Origin of the sequence: Hymenobacter antarcticus (assembly GCF_039539545.1) — a bacterium.
Taxonomy (GTDB): Bacteria; Bacteroidota; Bacteroidia; order Cytophagales; family Hymenobacteraceae; genus Hymenobacter; species Hymenobacter antarcticus.
Window position 1 is genome coordinate 13,804 of record NZ_BAABDI010000004.1, and the last position, 14,662, is coordinate 28,465.

At 61.0% G+C, this 14,662-nt stretch carries 16 protein-coding genes; 8 read left to right on the forward strand and 8 right to left on the reverse strand.

The annotated features are described in order from the left end of the window. Positions 1–123: 123 nt before the first annotated feature. The 8 genes from ABD819_RS04485 to ABD819_RS04520 form a co-directional block, all read right to left on the reverse strand. Positions 124–1,233: an AMP-binding protein gene (locus tag ABD819_RS04485; RefSeq protein ID WP_345121430.1), complete on the reverse strand. Its 1,110-nt coding sequence runs from the start codon at positions 1,231–1,233 to the stop codon at positions 124–126. A 163-nt stretch (positions 1,234–1,396) separates the two neighbouring features. After that, on the reverse strand, positions 1,397–1,846 hold the full coding sequence (locus tag ABD819_RS04490; RefSeq protein WP_345121432.1) for a hypothetical protein: 450 nt from the start codon (positions 1,844–1,846) through the stop codon (positions 1,397–1,399). A gap of 129 nt (positions 1,847–1,975) precedes the next feature. Further along, positions 1,976–2,563 carry a hypothetical protein gene (locus ABD819_RS04495; protein ID WP_345121434.1) on the reverse strand — a complete coding sequence of 196 codons (588 nt, stop codon included), beginning with the start codon at positions 2,561–2,563 and terminating at the stop codon, positions 1,976–1,978. A gap of 49 nt (positions 2,564–2,612) precedes the next feature. Beyond that, the gene (locus tag ABD819_RS04500; RefSeq protein WP_345121436.1) at positions 2,613–3,125 is read right to left on the reverse strand and encodes a DUF6155 family protein; all 513 of its coding nucleotides are present in this window, start codon (positions 3,123–3,125) and stop codon (positions 2,613–2,615) included. Positions 3,126–3,170: 45 nt separating this feature from the next. Then, the gene (gene menB, locus ABD819_RS04505; protein WP_345121438.1) at positions 3,171–3,995 is read right to left on the reverse strand and encodes a 1,4-dihydroxy-2-naphthoyl-CoA synthase; all 825 of its coding nucleotides are present in this window, start codon (positions 3,993–3,995) and stop codon (positions 3,171–3,173) included. A 99-nt stretch (positions 3,996–4,094) separates the two neighbouring features. Beyond that, entirely contained in the window at positions 4,095–5,786 is a 1,692-nt protein-coding gene (gene menD / locus ABD819_RS04510; protein WP_345121440.1) for a 2-succinyl-5-enolpyruvyl-6-hydroxy-3-cyclohexene-1-carboxylic-acid synthase, read from the reverse strand. Between the two features lie 111 nt (positions 5,787–5,897). After that, the gene (locus ABD819_RS04515) at positions 5,898–7,136 is read right to left on the reverse strand and encodes a chorismate-binding protein (protein ID WP_345121442.1); all 1,239 of its coding nucleotides are present in this window, start codon (positions 7,134–7,136) and stop codon (positions 5,898–5,900) included. Next, positions 7,136–7,573, reverse strand: a complete 438-nt coding sequence (locus tag ABD819_RS04520) for a hotdog fold thioesterase (RefSeq protein WP_345121444.1) — start codon at positions 7,571–7,573, stop codon at positions 7,136–7,138. Before ABD819_RS04520 ends, ABD819_RS04515 begins: the two co-directional genes overlap by 1 nt. A 321-nt stretch (positions 7,574–7,894) precedes the next feature. Between ABD819_RS04520 and ABD819_RS04525 the strand changes: the two genes are divergently transcribed. The 8 genes from ABD819_RS04525 (at position 7,895) to ABD819_RS04560 (ending at position 14,632) form a co-directional block, all read left to right on the forward strand. Continuing rightward, the gene (locus tag ABD819_RS04525) at positions 7,895–8,515 is read left to right on the forward strand and encodes a histidine phosphatase family protein (protein ID WP_345121446.1); all 621 of its coding nucleotides are present in this window, start codon (positions 7,895–7,897) and stop codon (positions 8,513–8,515) included. Between the two features lie 156 nt (positions 8,516–8,671). Further along, positions 8,672–10,459 carry a pyruvate dehydrogenase complex dihydrolipoamide acetyltransferase gene (locus tag ABD819_RS04530; protein WP_345121448.1) on the forward strand — a complete coding sequence of 596 codons (1,788 nt, stop codon included), beginning with the start codon at positions 8,672–8,674 and terminating at the stop codon, positions 10,457–10,459. A gap of 199 nt (positions 10,460–10,658) precedes the next feature. Further along, on the forward strand, positions 10,659–11,075 hold the full coding sequence (locus ABD819_RS04535) for a hypothetical protein (protein WP_345121450.1): 417 nt from the start codon (positions 10,659–10,661) through the stop codon (positions 11,073–11,075). A gap of 189 nt (positions 11,076–11,264) precedes the next feature. Next, positions 11,265–11,807: an ATP-dependent protease subunit HslV gene (hslV, locus tag ABD819_RS04540; RefSeq protein WP_345121452.1), complete on the forward strand. Its 543-nt coding sequence runs from the start codon at positions 11,265–11,267 to the stop codon at positions 11,805–11,807. Between the two features lie 10 nt (positions 11,808–11,817). Beyond that, positions 11,818–12,048, forward strand: coding sequence for a type II toxin-antitoxin system HicB family antitoxin (locus ABD819_RS04545; RefSeq protein WP_345121454.1), 231 nt, complete (start codon positions 11,818–11,820; stop codon positions 12,046–12,048). Beyond that, positions 12,049–12,246, forward strand: a complete 198-nt coding sequence (locus ABD819_RS04550; protein WP_345121457.1) for a type II toxin-antitoxin system HicA family toxin — start codon at positions 12,049–12,051, stop codon at positions 12,244–12,246. A 53-nt stretch (positions 12,247–12,299) separates the two neighbouring features. Then, a complete protein-coding gene (locus ABD819_RS04555) occupies positions 12,300–13,271 on the forward strand; it encodes a deoxyhypusine synthase family protein (RefSeq protein ID WP_345121459.1) in 972 nt (323 codons plus the stop codon). A gap of 317 nt (positions 13,272–13,588) precedes the next feature. Next, positions 13,589–14,632 carry a cyanophycinase gene (locus ABD819_RS04560; RefSeq protein ID WP_345121461.1) on the forward strand — a complete coding sequence of 348 codons (1,044 nt, stop codon included), beginning with the start codon at positions 13,589–13,591 and terminating at the stop codon, positions 14,630–14,632. Positions 14,633–14,662: the final 30 nt, after the last annotated feature.

Sequence of the window (14,662 nt, forward strand, 5' to 3'; positions counted from 1 at the left end):
AATGCGTTTCGAAAGAGCGGATTTTTGCAATTTCGGGTCAATAATACCACACAATTACCCCTGAGCCACTACTTATTCTTTCCCATGGGTAACTATTTTTTTGAGTTCAACCGCAGTGTGGCGCTACAAGCCGCGTAGCGTGGCCGCCCGGTTGAGTTTGCCCGTGGCCGTAACCTGAAATTCGGGCACGTACACCAGCTGGCGCGGCTGCTCGTAGCGCCCCAGCCGGGCAGCCAGCAGGCTTTGCAACTGCTCTTCCACGGCAGCGGAAAGGGCCGGGCCTTCGATGAAAGCCGTCACGGTCTGGCCCAGGCGCTCGTCGGGCCGGCCGGCCACGAAGCAGCGCCGCGCCGCCCCGATTTCGGCCAGGGCCACGTCCAGTACCAGCTCCACTTTCTCGGCCGGCACCTTCACGCCGCCCGAGTTTATCACGAAATCAGCCCGCCCCAGCCACTCGAAGGTGTGGGCGTCGAGCAGGTTTACCACGTCGTTGGTGATGATGAGCTGGTCGTCGGTCACGTCGCCGCGCAGGGTGAGGCAGCCGCGCTCGTCCTGCCCGGCCGCAATGCCCGGCAATACCCGGAAAGCGGTGGTGGCCTGCGGGCCATTGAGCCGCCGCAGGGCTACGTGCGAGCAGGTTTCGGTCATGCCATACGTCAGCCAGACCGGCACCGTGAGGGGCTGCAGCTCCTGTTGCAGCGTGGCATCGGCGGGCGCGCCGCCCACCAGCAGGCACTTCAGGCGGTTGAGGCGCGGGGCGTGGCCGGTGGCCAGCACGGCCTTCAGCTGCAAGGGCACGAAGGCCGAAAAATCAAATTCCGCTTCGGCCGCTACATGGGCGAAAGGGTTGGCGTGCGGCTCCACGATGGTCAGGTGCATATTCCGTTCCAGCCCGCGCACCAGCATCATCATCCCGCCGATGTACTCGCAGTTGAGGCAGACCAGCGCCCGGTCGCCGGGCCCGAGGCCGAAGAAATCGGCCGTGCGGCTGGCCGAGGCTTCCAGCTGCCGCCGCCGCAGCACGATGGGCGAGGGCGGGCCGGTGCTGCCCGAAGTGGTGAGGCTGAATTCCTGGGTGCCGTTCAGCCATTGCCGGATAAAATCCAACACCTTGGCCTCGTAGCCGTTCACGGGCCCATCGAGCTGGGCGGGGTATTGCTGAATGGCGGCGTAGGCGTATTCGCGGCCATTGAGCAGAAGGGAAGTGGGGAGATTGGCGGAATCGACAGGCATACGAATTAAAGTAAGAATTGCTGTGCTGCCGTGCCGCTACAACTACTGAACGGAACAGACCCGCGGACTACAAAGGCCGCGCTACAACCGGTGGCGTAACATATGTACCTGCTCGCCGCCTGCTCAACAAGCAAGCGCCATTGCCGGGTTGGCTGGCCCGGGGCTACCTCACAAGCCACCGCTGGTACGTTTGGGCGGAGGGTCGCGTTTGCCATCCGAACGCCACCAGCACCACGGCTCCAAGAACGAGGTCGTACATGTGGTTCCCAATCAGGTAAGACGCGAGCAGGGGCAGGGCCAGCAAGCCCAGCAGGCTGTTGCGCAGCACCACCCGGGCCTGGTAGATGCGCAGGTTCTCTTCGGCTGGCCGGCGCAGGTTGGGCCGCAGGTACCGGGCCACGGCATACAGCAAAAACCCCACAATGGGCAGCAGCGCCAGCAGCCACAACAGGGCCGGCCAGGTGGCCAGGCGGGGCTCCAGGGTGGGCCCCACGGCGGTCCGGCTGTTGCCGGCCAGTACCGCGCCCGTCATCAGCAGGGCCTGCACGGGGTAGTGCAGCCAGTGCCGCCAGCGGATGCGGCCAATGGCCCGGTGAAAGTCAGCGTCCGTCATGGTCGCAAATAAGGGATTTTTCTCCTGCCATCGCAGGTGCAACCAGCAACCCGTCCGCACGGCGGCTGGTTTTTCGGCGGCTGCGGAAATCGGCCAGGCCCGCCCGTTGGTTCCAGTCGCTCACTGGGGTTAAAACCCGGCTTCCAGCAAGCGGAGCTCGTCGAGCAGTGCCCGGCGGGTTTCATATTCGTCGGCCACCTTCAGCTGCTGCCCGAGGCTGATGAAACGGGCCGCGAAAGCCGCGAATTTCTCCGAGCGCTCGAACTCGCCCAGCCAGGCGGCAAAGTCGGCCAGCTCGGGCTGCTGGTTCGAATACGGTAGCTGCTCGGCCAGGTAGGGCATTTCCATGTTCGAGCCTTCCCACATGCCGCGCGGCACCACCGGGCGGCCGAAGAACTTGTCGAACAGGTACGTATTGCAGCAGTAGGTCTGCACCGCCTTCCGCTCCGCGTCTTTCAGCCGGCCGTTTTTGAACAGCAGAATGGTCCACTCAAACAGGAAATCCGGGTAGCCGATGTCGTCCCCGAAGTTTTTGTCGAACCAGCGGGTGTAGCGCAGCCCGCCCGCGTAGTCGCCCAATTGCACGTACAGCTTGGGCGGCAAATAGCGCCAGCCCCCGCCGTCATCGTAGCCGCCGAAGCGGCGTTTCTCGGCGGCCAGTCGCCGCTTCACGCCCGCGATTTGCTCGCGGAGCCGTTCGGCTTGTTTAGTAGTCATGGCAATAAGTGGCTGGTAAAGGGCGCAGGTGTTGCACGGGCCGGCAAGCTCAGGCCTTGTAGAATTGCTGGTACAGGCCGTGCAGCTCGTCGTGAAATCCCCAGCCTGAGCCACCGGTGTCGATTACCACTTGCCTGGCTCGCCCGGCAACCTTCCCTAGCAACCCGCTCTCCTTCATCAGCCCCAATGCCTGCTCATACAGGCCTTGCAGGCTCGCACAGAACTCCGCGCTGATGTCGCCAAACTCCCTGGAGAATTGCACGCCCGTTTCCACGTAAAAAAGCATCAGCTCGGCCAATAGCTCCGGTGAAGTGCCCAGCTTCTTGAATTCGCTGATGGCCTGCTTACCCTCGCGCAGCTTCAACCTCATCCCGCGCTTTGGAAAAAAAGCCCGCAATACCTTTTCACGGTATTCCTCGAAGAGCGCCTGCTCATTGGGGCTGACGTAAAAATCCAGGAATTCCTTGGCCGCCGGGATTTTCTTGTACAGGTCCGTTATCAGGGCAATCAGTTTATCCTGGTCGAGCTTTTGCAGCTCCTTTTTTAGTTCGGTCAGCCCCATGTTTGCTAAGATTGCAGGTGTTGTTTCGGCATGATTCGGGGCCGCTTACGGAAACTTAGGAAACTTCGAGAAGTCGGGCTGGCGCTTCTCCATGTAGGCGTTGCGGCCTTCCTTGGCCTCGTCGCTCAGGTAGTACAGCAGCGTGGCGTTGCCGGCCAGCTCCTGAATGCCTGCCTGCCCGTCGAGCTCGGCGTTGAAGCTCGATTTGAGCATGCGCAACGAGAGCGGGCTTTTCTGCAGAATCTTGTGGCACCAGGCCACGGTGGTTTCTTCCAGCTTGTCGAGGGGCACCACTTTGTTCACCAGGCCCATGTCGAGGGCTTCCTGGGCATCGTACTGGTCGCAGAGGAACCAGATTTCGCGGGCCTTCTTCTGGCCCACCACGCGGGCCAGGTAGGAGGCCCCGAATCCGCCGTCGAAGGAGCCCACGTTGGGGCCGGTCTGGCCGAAACGGGCGTTATCGGCCGCAATGGTCAAATCACAAACGACGTGCAGCACGTGGCCGCCGCCAATGGCCCAGCCCGCCACCATGGCAATCACCGGCTTGGGAATGGAGCGGATGATGCGCTGCAATTCCAGCACGTTGAGGCGGGGCACGGTGTCCTCGCCCACGTAGCCGCCGTGGCCGCGCACGCTCTGGTCGCCGCCCGAGCAGAAGGCCCGGCCGCCCTCGCCGGTGAGGATAATCACGCCGATGTCGGTGCGGTCCTGGCACATACGCATGGCCTCAATCATCTCCTGCACCGTGAGCGGCGTGAAGGCGTTGTGCACCTGCGGCCGGTTGATGCTGATTTTGGCAATGCCGCCAAACTGCGAGAAGAGAATTTCTTTGAACTCCTTGATGGGCGTCCAGTTGATGGGTTCTGTCATGTCGCGCGAAGTTTCGCTAAGTTTAAAAATTAAGTTTCGCAAAGGATTTTCAACGTCTGACTTCGCGAAACTTAAATTTAAACTTCGCGAAACTTTGCGCTAAAAGGCGGCTTTCACCGCACTACGGTATTGCTCAAAAAATGCGGCGTTGGTCTTGCTGTCGGTGAAGACTTCCAGAATCGCCGCGCCGGTTTCGGCTGCAAAGAAAACCGGTAGCGCGGCTTCTAGTTCTTCGAACGATGAAACCGGGAAGTAGCGCAAGTTAAAATCCTTGGCCGTATTCTCAGCTGTTAGCGTCTGGCGCGTCTCAAAAAACTCCTCCAGCTCCGGCTGCTGGCGCGGCCCATCAATGATACGGAAGATGCCGCCGCCGTGGTTGTTGAACAGCACCACCCGCAGGTTGGGCGTGGAGTAATTGTGCCAGAAGGCATTGCGGTCGTAGAAAAACGCCACATCGCCGGTTAACAGGACCACCGGGCGTTGCGGTGTAGCAAGTGCCGCACCCACGGCCGTGCTGGTGCAGCCATCGATGCCGCTGGTGCCGCGGTTGGCGAAAACTTCAATTTGCTTGCCTTGCGGAATACCGAGGATGTTGGCGTAGCGCACGGCCATGCTGTTGGCTAGGTGCAGGGCGGTGTTACGTTGCAGCTCTACAGTGATGCGCCGAAATACTACGAACTCATTAAAACGAGAACCTTCCGCAACAGCGAATTTCGTCAGAAATTCGCTGGCCTTGCTACTCGCTTCCTTCCAATTAAGTAACTGCGTGTTCACGAGTTTTTGGTCACAGCCCGCCACGTACTGAAAAAAGTCGTGGGGCTCCATCCGAATAATTTCGGTCAAAGTTCGAAACGTGTCCGGGGCCTGCCCTTGGGCTTGAATGTGCCAATGCCGTGCTGGCTTTAGCTTTCGCAGAAAGAGCTTGAGGCTTTTAGATATGAGCGACTGGCCAAACGTAATTAATAAATCAGGCTGTAATTCCTGCTGCTTTGTTTCGGAAAGGCCCGCTAGAAAAATATCCTGATTAGTGATTGCCGGAATATTTACGTTGGAAATGACATCAGCTACAACAGTGGCATTGCTCTTTGCAGCAAATACTGGAACTGCGGCCAACGATTCATCGAGCGGCCGCTGTCCGGCAACTACCAGAATTCGGTTGGCGCTATTTATTTCAGCCAGCAAATTCGAATTGCCTTTTTTAACAAATAATGGGTCAGAATATTCCCGAATAATCTTCACATCCTCATCATACCGAATTTCCTCCCCCGCATTCGGATATAACGGCTCGCGTAACGGCACGTTCACCTGCACCGGCCCAGCCGGCGCGGCCTGCGCCAGATTAATCGCTTCGTTAATTATTCGTGCCGAATACCATTTGGCATCCGGGTGCGAGGTTTCCACCGGAAACTCAAATGCACCCTTGGCGTGCGCGCCGTATAAATTGTGCTGGCGGATGGTCTGCCCGTCGAGTTGGTCAATCCATTCGGGCGGGCGGTCGGCGGTGAAAATCACCAGCGGGATTTGCTGAAAAAAGGCCTCGGCCACAGCGGGCGCGTAATTCAGACCCGCCGTGCCGGAGGTGCAGACCAGCGCCACCGCCCGTCGCTGCGCCTGCGCGATGCCGAGGCCGATGAAAGCCGCCGCCCGCTCATCGGGCACCACGCGCACCGTCAGCTCGGGGTGGCGGGCGAAGGCCAGCGTGAGCGGGGCCGAGCGCGAGCCGGGCGAAAGCACCACATCGGTAATGCCGTGCCGGGCACAAATTTCGGCGATGTTATAAACAGCCTGCATAGAAAGAATTAAAAATTAAAAATTGAGAATTAATAATTGAGTTCAAGTAGTGAAGAAACGTTTGCCGATGGGTAGCAAGCGCAGTTATTTTTAATGTTTAATTCTCAATTTTTAATTCAAAACCGCGGCTACGGTTTGCAATTTCATTTCGGTTTCCTGCCACTCGCGGGTGGGGTCGGAGTCCTCGGTGAGGCCGGTGCCGGCGTAGAGTACGGCTTCATCGGCGCGCACCTGCAGGCAGCGCAGGTTCACGTAGAGGCCGGAGATGCCGGGGGCGGCCACGTTTACCGGGCCCAGAAAGCCGCTGTAGTAGGCGCGGTCGTAGCCCTCGTGCTGCTGCAAAAAGGCCATTGCGGCGGCTTTGGGCATGCCGCCCACGGCCGAGGTGGGGTGCAATAGCCGCAGCATATCGGTGCCCAGCGAGGCCGGGGACGGCACGTTTTTTAAATCTACTTCAAAGTCGGTGCGCAGGTGCAGCAGCTGGCCAGCCACCACGGTGCGGGGGCCGGTTTCGTGGTACTCGCGCAGCCGCAGCTGCTTGAAACAGTTCACGATGTAGCGGGCGACCAAGGCCTGCTCCTCAATTTCCTTCTGCCGCCAGATGGCGTACTGCGGCGGCACATCCGGCGCGAGTGGCTGCGTGCCGGCCAGCGCCATGGTATGAAACTGCCCGCCGGCCGTTACTTCGGCCAGCACCTCGGGCGAGGCCCCCAGCCAGGTGCCCACGCCCGGCACGCTCACCAGCGACACAAATGCGCGGGGGTACTTGTCGCACAGCTTGGCAAATGCCCGTAGCGGGTCGAACCCCGCGGGCAAGGGCCGGCGGGCGGCCCGCGACGAAACCACTTTCATCACCGCCCTGGCCCCGATGGCCGCTACTCCCGCGCTCACCAGGGCCGAATACTCGGCTTCGGTGGCGGCCGTCGGGGCGGGCTGCGGGCTGTGGTGCCAGGCCAGCTCGGCCACCGGCGGCAGGGCCAGCCAGGCCGTGAGCAGGGGCACCAGCTCGCGGGCGGCGGTGGCGGCCACGGCCACGGCCTCGGGGTGCGCCAGGTCGTAGCGCACGTCGGCAGGCAGAAACAAGGCCGGGTTGTGGTCGGAATCGCGGAAGGGAAAGAAGGCGAAGCCGGCCGGGGCCTCGGCATCGAGCGCGGGTGGCAGGCCGGTGTAGGTCGCTTCGAGCGAGCGGGCCACCACCAGGCGCGGGTGCCCGGCCCCCGGCTCGCGCCACGCCGCCAGCGGCCGGTCGGTGCGCAAGGCCCCGGCCACGAGGTGGCGCAGGCGGGCCGGGGCATCAAGGTCGGCGGCCACGGCTGGCCAGGGCAAATAGCGGAGGTCAGGGGCAGGCATTAAGGGGCTTTCGCGCTGGTGGTTGGCAGGTCGATAACGGCCATTGTGATGCGGCTGATGCAGACCAGGGCCCCGGTTTCTTCGTGGGTAATGCGAATTTCCCACACCTGCGTGCTGCGGCCGATATGCACCGGCGTAGCCCGGCCGCGCACCCAGCCATCGCGCACGCCTTTGAGGTGGTTGGCGTTGATTTCGAGGCCCACGCAGGCTTGTTTGGTGAGGTCGGGCAGGCGGGTGGCGGCGGCCAGGCTGCCCAGGGTTTCGGCCAGCGCCACCGAGGCCCCGCCGTGCAGCAGGCCCATGGGCTGGTGGGTGCGGCCATCCACCGGCATGCGGCCTTCGATGTAGTCGTCGGCCACGGCCGTGATTTCAATGCCGAGGGCATCGGCCAGGGTGGGGCGGGAGGCCGTCCAGCGCTTCACTTCTTCCAGAGTCATTTATAGGGAGTTGTCAGTTGTTGGTTGTCAGTTTTTAGTCACTGCTGTTACGCAGCAGCATGTAGCGCGGACTTTGTAGTCCGCGAGTCTGCGCCGTGTGATGGTTGTAGCGGCGCAGACTCGCGGACTACAAAGTCCGCGCTACATCCCCCGAGGCGCTTTAACAAGGAGAGTGCGTAACGGCAGTTAGTCATTGGAAGAAAGCAGCTGGGTTTTAGTGCTGAGCTAACAACTGACAACTAGCAACGAACAACTAAAAGTCAAACCCCGTACTTTGTAGGATTGTTGACGCACGGTTACGCAAAACTACCACCCAACGTGATGCCCCGGACCATCTTTCTCCTACGCCACGGCCAGACCGATTTCAACGTGCAAGGCATTGTGCAGGGCAGCGGCGTCGATTCGAGCCTGAATGAGACGGGCCGCCGCCAGGCCGCGCAGTTCTACGCGGCCTATAGCCATGTGCTATTCGATAAGGTTTATACCTCAGCCCTGCGCCGTACCCAGGAGTCGGTGCAGCATTTTCTGGATGCCGGCCACCCGCACGAGGCCCACGCCGGCCTCAACGAAATAAGCTGGGGCGTGCGCGAAGGCACCCGCATTACCCTCGAAGAAGACGCCGAATACCGCGAAGTGCTGGCCGGCTGGGCCGCCGGCAACACCGATGGCCGGCTCACCGGCGGCGAAAGCCCCGAAGAAGTAGCCGCCCGCCAGCGCCCCATTATCGAGCTGTTGAAATCGCGCGACGACGAGCGCACCGTCCTCGTCTGCATGCACGGCCGGGCCATGCGCGTGCTGCTCTGCCAGCTGCTGAACTACCCGCTCAGCTGCATGGAAGGCTTTGAGCACAGCAACTTGTGCCTGTATAAGCTGGAATTCACGGGCACGGTGTTCACGATTAAGAATTTTCTGGACGTTTCGCACTTGCAGGTGGCCGGCTGAGCGCGAGGTTTCGCAAGGTTCAAAGAGGTTTCACCAGGTCCGCTGGAACCTCAACTTTGCGAAACCTCATTTTAACCCCGCGTAACCTTGCGCTGATTGCCTGACCAACTTTTCGGGCTAATTTTGGCCTCCTCAATACCAAGCGCGACAAATCCGATGGCCGAAATCATAAAAATGCCCAAAATGAGTGACACGATGACCGAAGGGACCATCGCGGCCTGGCTCAAAAAAGTGGGCGATAAAGTTAAATCCGGAGACATTCTGGCCGAAGTCGAAACCGACAAGGCCACCATGGAGCTCGAAAATTACGAGGACGGCACCCTGCTTTATATCGGTCCGAAAGAGAACGATTCCGTGCCGGTTGATGGCATTCTGGCCATTGTGGGCAAGGAAGGCGAAGACATTTCCGGCCTGCTCAACGGCCAGACCGGCGGCGCGGCCCCCGCGACCGAAGCGCCCAAAGCTGAGCCGGCTCCGGCTCCGACTGCTCCCGCGCCGGAAGCTCCTAAAGCGGCCCCCGCGCCAGCGCCCGCCGCTGCTGCCCCCGCGCCCGCCGCCGCCCCGGCTGCCGCAGCCAATGGCAAAAAAGCCACCGTGGTGCGCATGCCCAAAATGAGCGACACGATGACCGAGGGCACCATTGCCGCCTGGCTGAAAAACGTGGGCGACAAAGTGAAATCCGGGGATATCCTGGCTGAAGTCGAAACCGACAAAGCCACCATGGAGCTCGAAAACTACGAAGACGGCACCCTGCTCTACACCGGCCCCAAAGCCGGCGAAGCCGTAGCTGTCGATGGTATTCTGGCCATTATCGGTGAGGAAGGGGCTGATATTCAGACGCTGTTGGGTGGCGGTGCTGCCCCTGCCGCCACGCCCGCGCCTGTCGAAACGCCGGCCCCTGTCGAAGCTGCTCCGGTTGCCGTCGCGGCTACTCCGGAGGCTGCCGCAACCACTGCTGCGGCCCAGCCGGCTGCTACGGCGGCCCCGGCCACTACGGGTCGCATTCTGGCCTCGCCGCTGGCCAAGAGCATTGCCAAGGAAAAGGGCATCAACCTGGCCCAGGTAATTGGCAGCGGCGACAACGGCCGCATCGTGCAGCGCGACGTGGAGAATTTCCAGCCCGGCGCTGTTACGGCCGCTGCTCCTGCACCCGCGCCAGCGGCTGCTCCCGTTGCCGCCCCAGCAGCTGCTGAGACCCCAGCGGCTCAGCCGGCCGCCGCTCCAGCCAGCCAGCCGGCGGCCAGCGCTCCGGCTCCGGCATCGGATACCTACACCGACACGCCCGTGTCGCAGATGCGCAAGGTGATTGCCAAGCGCCTGTCGGAAAGCCTGTTCACGGCTCCGCATTTCTATCTCACGATGGAAATCAACATGGACAAGGCCATCGAAGCCCGCGTGAAGCTCAACGAGCTGTCGCCCATTAAGCTGAGCTTTAACGACCTGGTGCTGAAGTCGGCGGCCGTGGCCCTGCGCTCGCATCCGGCGGTGAACTCCTCGTGGCTCGGCGATAAAATCCGCCAGAACAAGCTCATCAACATCGGCGTGGCCGTGGCCGTGGATGAAGGCCTGCTGGTGCCCGTGATTCGCAACGCCGACCAGAAGGGCCTCGCCCAGATTGCCACCGAGGTGAAAGAGCTGGCCGGTAAGGCCAAGACCAAGAAGCTGCAGCCCGCCGAGTGGGAGGGCAGCACCTTCACCATCTCGAACCTGGGCATGTTCGGCATTGATGAATTCACGGCCATCATCAACACGCCCGATTCCTGCATTCTGGCCGTGGGCGGCATCAAGCAAACCGCCATTGTGAAGGACGGTGCGCTTGCCATCGGCAGCATCATGAAGGTGACGCTGAGCTGCGACCACCGCGTGGTAGACGGTGCCACCGGCGCGGCCTTCCTCCAAACGCTGAAGAGCCTGCTGGAAGACCCTATGCGCCTGATGATTTAAGCAAATGCACCAAAAAAATAGTGAATAATGAAAAAAACCAGCCCCGCCCGGCTGGTTTTTTTGTGCGGTAATGCACTAGCTTGCGCCTGCCGCGCGGCCAATCAGGTGCCGGTGGGCAAGTCTACCCTCCACTTTCTAATTCTGCATGCTTCATGAAAAATAGTTTACTCACACCACTTATCTCAACCGCCTGCTCATCGTGGGCAATGCCCAAACCACGCCGGGCCTGGCCGGTAAGGAAGAAATCTTCTTCGGTGTGCGCGAGCGGGCCTTCGTGAAAGCCTCGGCTCCGCCGTACAAAGTCAACCTGACGTTTGATTACAGCCTGGGTCGCTTCGGCGCGCTGGTGCGGTTTGTGCAGTTTGGCCACGTCCTCCTCTACGATTACAATGTGGAGCGCAACGCCTACCGCGACCGCCTCACCACCGACGTGGCGCTCTCGTACAGCCTCACCAACCAGCTGCGCCTTTCGGTGGGCGCGTCCAACCTGTTCAACGAGTACCCCGACTTCTTCAATCCCCAGGTCACCGAAAACGGGGGGGCCTGGGATGCGGTGCAGATGGGCAGCAACGGCCGTTTCCTGTTCGCCAAGCTCCAGTTTCGGGTAAGCAAGTAGGCGAGCTAGGGTTTTCTGAGCTGAGAAAAAAGAGCGTCATGCCGAGCGCAGCCGAGGTATCTCGCGTGGGGTAGTAATCCTTTTCGAAGATTGGGTTACTGCTGCACGCGAGATGCCTCGGCTGCGCTCGGCATGACGTTCTTTCTGCGTTCTGCTCCAGCCTGACGTATGCGTTGTATTTTTGCCCCTATGCAAGCAAAAATTCGCTCTACCACCGTCCTCGGGGTGCGTCACAACGGGGAAATTGCCGTGGGCGCCGACGGCCAGGCCACCATGGACAAGCACGTAGCCAAAAGCAACGTCCGCAAAATCCGCAAGCTGCAGGATGGCAAAGTCGTGACCGGGTTTGCCGGCTCCACCGCCGATGCCTTCATGCTGCTCGATAAATTCGATGAGAAGCTGACCAGCTACGGCGGCAACCTCAAGCGCGCCGCCATCGAGCTGGCCAAGGACTGGCGCAAAGACCAGTACCTGCGCAAGCTCGAAGCCATGATGGTGGTGGCCGATAAAGACGAACTGCTAATCCTGAGCGGCACCGGCGACGTGCTGGAGCCCGACTCCGACGTAGCCGCCATTGGCTCGGGCGCGATGTATGCCCAGGCCGCCGCCCTGGCCCTCAAGAAGCACGCGCCGCACCTCACCGCCCGCCAGATGGTGGAAGAAGGCCTGCACATTGCCGCTGATATCTGCATTTACACCAATCATAATCTGATGATTGAGCAACCCAGCTAAACCTTGTTTTATGGAAGCTTCGCTGAAATTCACCGCTGTATTTGAACCCGTGGCCGAGGGTGGATATTCGGCTTACGTAGAGGAAATTCCGGGCGTGAATACGCAGGGCGAAACGCTGGAAGAGGCCCGCGAAAACCTGCGTGAAGCCCTGGAAATGGTGCTTGAGGTACGGCGGGGGCTGGCCGAAGAGCAGCAGGTCGGCCGCGTGGTAATCCGCGAGGCAATTCAGCTGGCGGCCTAGATGAAGCGGCGCGACTTGTTGCGGCATCTTGAACAGCACGGCTGCGTATTGAAGCGGGAAGGCGGCAGCCATTCTGTGTTTTTCAACCCGGTTCTGCGCACGGTTTCAGCCGTGCCGCGCCACAACGAGGTGAAGGGCCCGACCGCCCTCAAAATCTGTCGCGACCTGGAAATTCCAGCGCCGGCCAATGTTAATTAATTCATTTTTCTCAAAAGCCGCCAGCTACTGGCCGGCAGCTAAAAGCTAATTACATGCAAGTAACCAATTTCCTCCGCCACCACTTCCGCCACTTCAACGCGGCCGCCCTCATCGATGCCGCCGATGGCTATAACAAGCACCTCGCCGAGGGTGGCAAAATGATGATAACCCTGGCCGGGGCCATGAGCACCGCCGAAATGGGCATTCAGCTGGCCGAGCTTATTCGCCAGGACAAAGTGCACATCATCAGCTGCACCGGGGCCAACTTGGAGGAGGATATCTTCAACCTCGTGGCCCACGATTTCTACGAGCGGGTGCCGAACTACCGCGACCTGACGGCCGCCGACGAAACCGCGCTGCTCAAGCGCCACATGAACCGCGTGACCGATACCTGCATCCCCGAGGAAGAGGCCATGCGCCGCCTCGAACACTCAGTGCTGAAGTTCTGGGAAAAGGCCGACAAGGCCGGCGAGGCTTATTTTCCTCACGAATTCTTCTACCAAATCCTACTCTCCGGCGAGTTGGAGCAGTACTACCAGATTGACCCCAAGAATTCCTGGATGCTGGCCGCCGCCGAGAAAAACCTGCCCATCATCTGCCCCGGCTGGGAAGATTCGACGCTCGGTAACATCTACGCCGGCCACGTCATGACCGGCGACATCAAGAACGTGCACACCATGCGCACCGGCATCCAGTACATGATGTACCTGGCCGACTGGTACACCGCCCAGGCCACCGACGACAGCACGGTGGGCTTCTTCCAAATCGGGGGCGGCATCGCCGGCGACTTCCCCATCTGCGTGGTGCCCATGCTGCACCAGGACCTGGGCCGCACCAGCGTGCCGCTGTGGGGCTATTTCTGCCAGATTTCGGATTCCACCACCAGCTACGGCAGCTACTCGGGGGCCGTGCCCAACGAGAAAATTACCTGGGGCAAGCTGGGTGAGAAAACCCCGAAATTCATCATCGAAAGCGACGCTACGATTGTCGCGCCGCTGGTGTTTGCGATTGTGTTGGGGCAGTAATTTTTGCTTGATTCGAAACAGAAGAGCCTGTCGCTTCCCAGCGGCAGGCTCTTTGCGGTTTTACTTGGGGGTATTTTGCGGGTATTATTGCCACTGCTCGGCGGCGCAGGCGGCTGCATTGCAGCCGGATACAGGCAATGCGCTGCGCTGAACCCGCGCCACATATGGCGGCTTCAAGGTTTGTCCAACGAATGAGGGCGGGTATTGCGCCGCTTTGGTTATGGATTATTGAAGGAGAGGCGCTACCTTCCCGGCCTACTTCCGGGCAGCCCGTCGGTGCTGGTTGGTTGTTGTTCTCGCTACTTTTCGTTCGGCCTATGCGTTTTCGTTTGTTGTTCCTGAATGCGGCGTTGCTGGGCACGCTCAGCTTTTGCAAACCAACCCAAGTGGTGCCGCCCGCTGCGCCACTGGCACCGAATCTCACTGGCTCGCTGGGCATTGCCGGCGACCCGGCCGACGCGACGGGCCCTACCACCGGCGGTACCGTGCTCATGGGCGGCAGCACCGACGTGGACGAGGCCATCCGGTGGATGGTTGCCAAGGCTGGCGGCGGTGATTTTGTGGTGCTGCGCGCCTCGGGCACAGCGGCCTACAACACCTATGTTTTTAGCGAGCTCGGCGGCGTCAATTCCTGCGAAACCCTGCTCATCAACTCCCGTGCGCTGGCCAATGCCCCCGAGGTAGAAGCCCGGGTGCGCGCGGCCGAAGCCGTGTTCATCGCCGGCGGCGACCAGGCCAATTACGTCAACTTCTGGAAAGGTACCAAGCTCGAAGACGCTCTCAACTACTTGCGCAATACCAAGCAAGTGCCCATTGGGGGCACTTCGGCGGGCTGCGCCATTCAGGGGCGCACCTACTTCAGCGCCCTCAACGGCACTATCACCTCGGCCGAAGCCCTGGCCAACCCCTACAACAGCCTGCTCACCCTGGGCCGCAACGATTTCCTCAATACCCCCTACCTGGCCGACGTGGTGACCGACACCCATTTCAACAACCCCGACCGCAGCGGGCGTCTGGTTGCTTTCCTGGCCCGGCTGAGCCAGGACTTCGGCGTGGTAGGCCGGGGCATTGGCGTAGAAGAAGCCACGGCCGTGTGCATCGGGGCCGACGGTACGGGCAAAGTGTTTGGCCGGGGCCGGGCCTTTTTTCTTAGCCAGAACGGCAGCGCCAACGCCCCCGAAACCTGCGTCAGCGGCACCCGCCTCCACTGGAACCGCGGCCGGCAGGCCGTGCGCGTGTACCAGATTGCCGGCACCCCCGCCGGTACCGGCACCTTCGACCTCAACGCCTGGGGCAACGGCACCGGTGGCACCAGCAAATATTTCTACGTGGACCAAGGCACGCTGGGCTCCTCCAATTAGCGGCCCATTGGTCCGGTCTTACAGCAGTGC

What these genes read in the sequence shown, in the direction of transcription:
- ABD819_RS04550 (WP_345121457.1), top strand. Translation starts at nt 12,049, where the DNA reads ATGAAGCGGCGCGACTTGTTGCGGCATCTTGAACAGCACGGCTGCGTA.
- ABD819_RS04560 (WP_345121461.1), top strand. Translation starts at nt 13,589, where the DNA reads ATGCGTTTTCGTTTGTTGTTCCTGAATGCGGCGTTGCTGGGCACGCTC.
- ABD819_RS04555 (WP_345121459.1), top strand. Translation starts at nt 12,300, where the DNA reads ATGCAAGTAACCAATTTCCTCCGCCACCACTTCCGCCACTTCAACGCG.
- ABD819_RS04485 (WP_345121430.1), bottom strand. Translation starts at nt 1,233, where the DNA reads ATGCCTGTCGATTCCGCCAATCTCCCCACTTCCCTTCTGCTCAATGGC.
- ABD819_RS04520 (WP_345121444.1), bottom strand. Translation starts at nt 7,573, where the DNA reads ATGACTCTGGAAGAAGTGAAGCGCTGGACGGCCTCCCGCCCCACCCTG.
- ABD819_RS04530 (WP_345121448.1), top strand. Translation starts at nt 8,672, where the DNA reads ATGGCCGAAATCATAAAAATGCCCAAAATGAGTGACACGATGACCGAA.
- ABD819_RS04500 (WP_345121436.1), bottom strand. Translation starts at nt 3,125, where the DNA reads ATGGGGCTGACCGAACTAAAAAAGGAGCTGCAAAAGCTCGACCAGGAT.
- hslV (WP_345121452.1), top strand. Translation starts at nt 11,265, where the DNA reads ATGCAAGCAAAAATTCGCTCTACCACCGTCCTCGGGGTGCGTCACAAC.
- ABD819_RS04515 (WP_345121442.1), bottom strand. Translation starts at nt 7,136, where the DNA reads ATGCCTGCCCCTGACCTCCGCTATTTGCCCTGGCCAGCCGTGGCCGCC.
- ABD819_RS04525 (WP_345121446.1), top strand. Translation starts at nt 7,895, where the DNA reads ATGCCCCGGACCATCTTTCTCCTACGCCACGGCCAGACCGATTTCAAC.
- menD (WP_345121440.1), bottom strand. Translation starts at nt 5,786, where the DNA reads ATGCAGGCTGTTTATAACATCGCCGAAATTTGTGCCCGGCACGGCATT.
- ABD819_RS04495 (WP_345121434.1), bottom strand. Translation starts at nt 2,563, where the DNA reads ATGACTACTAAACAAGCCGAACGGCTCCGCGAGCAAATCGCGGGCGTG.
- menB (WP_345121438.1), bottom strand. Translation starts at nt 3,995, where the DNA reads ATGACAGAACCCATCAACTGGACGCCCATCAAGGAGTTCAAAGAAATT.
- ABD819_RS04545 (WP_345121454.1), top strand. Translation starts at nt 11,818, where the DNA reads ATGGAAGCTTCGCTGAAATTCACCGCTGTATTTGAACCCGTGGCCGAG.
- ABD819_RS04490 (WP_345121432.1), bottom strand. Translation starts at nt 1,846, where the DNA reads ATGACGGACGCTGACTTTCACCGGGCCATTGGCCGCATCCGCTGGCGG.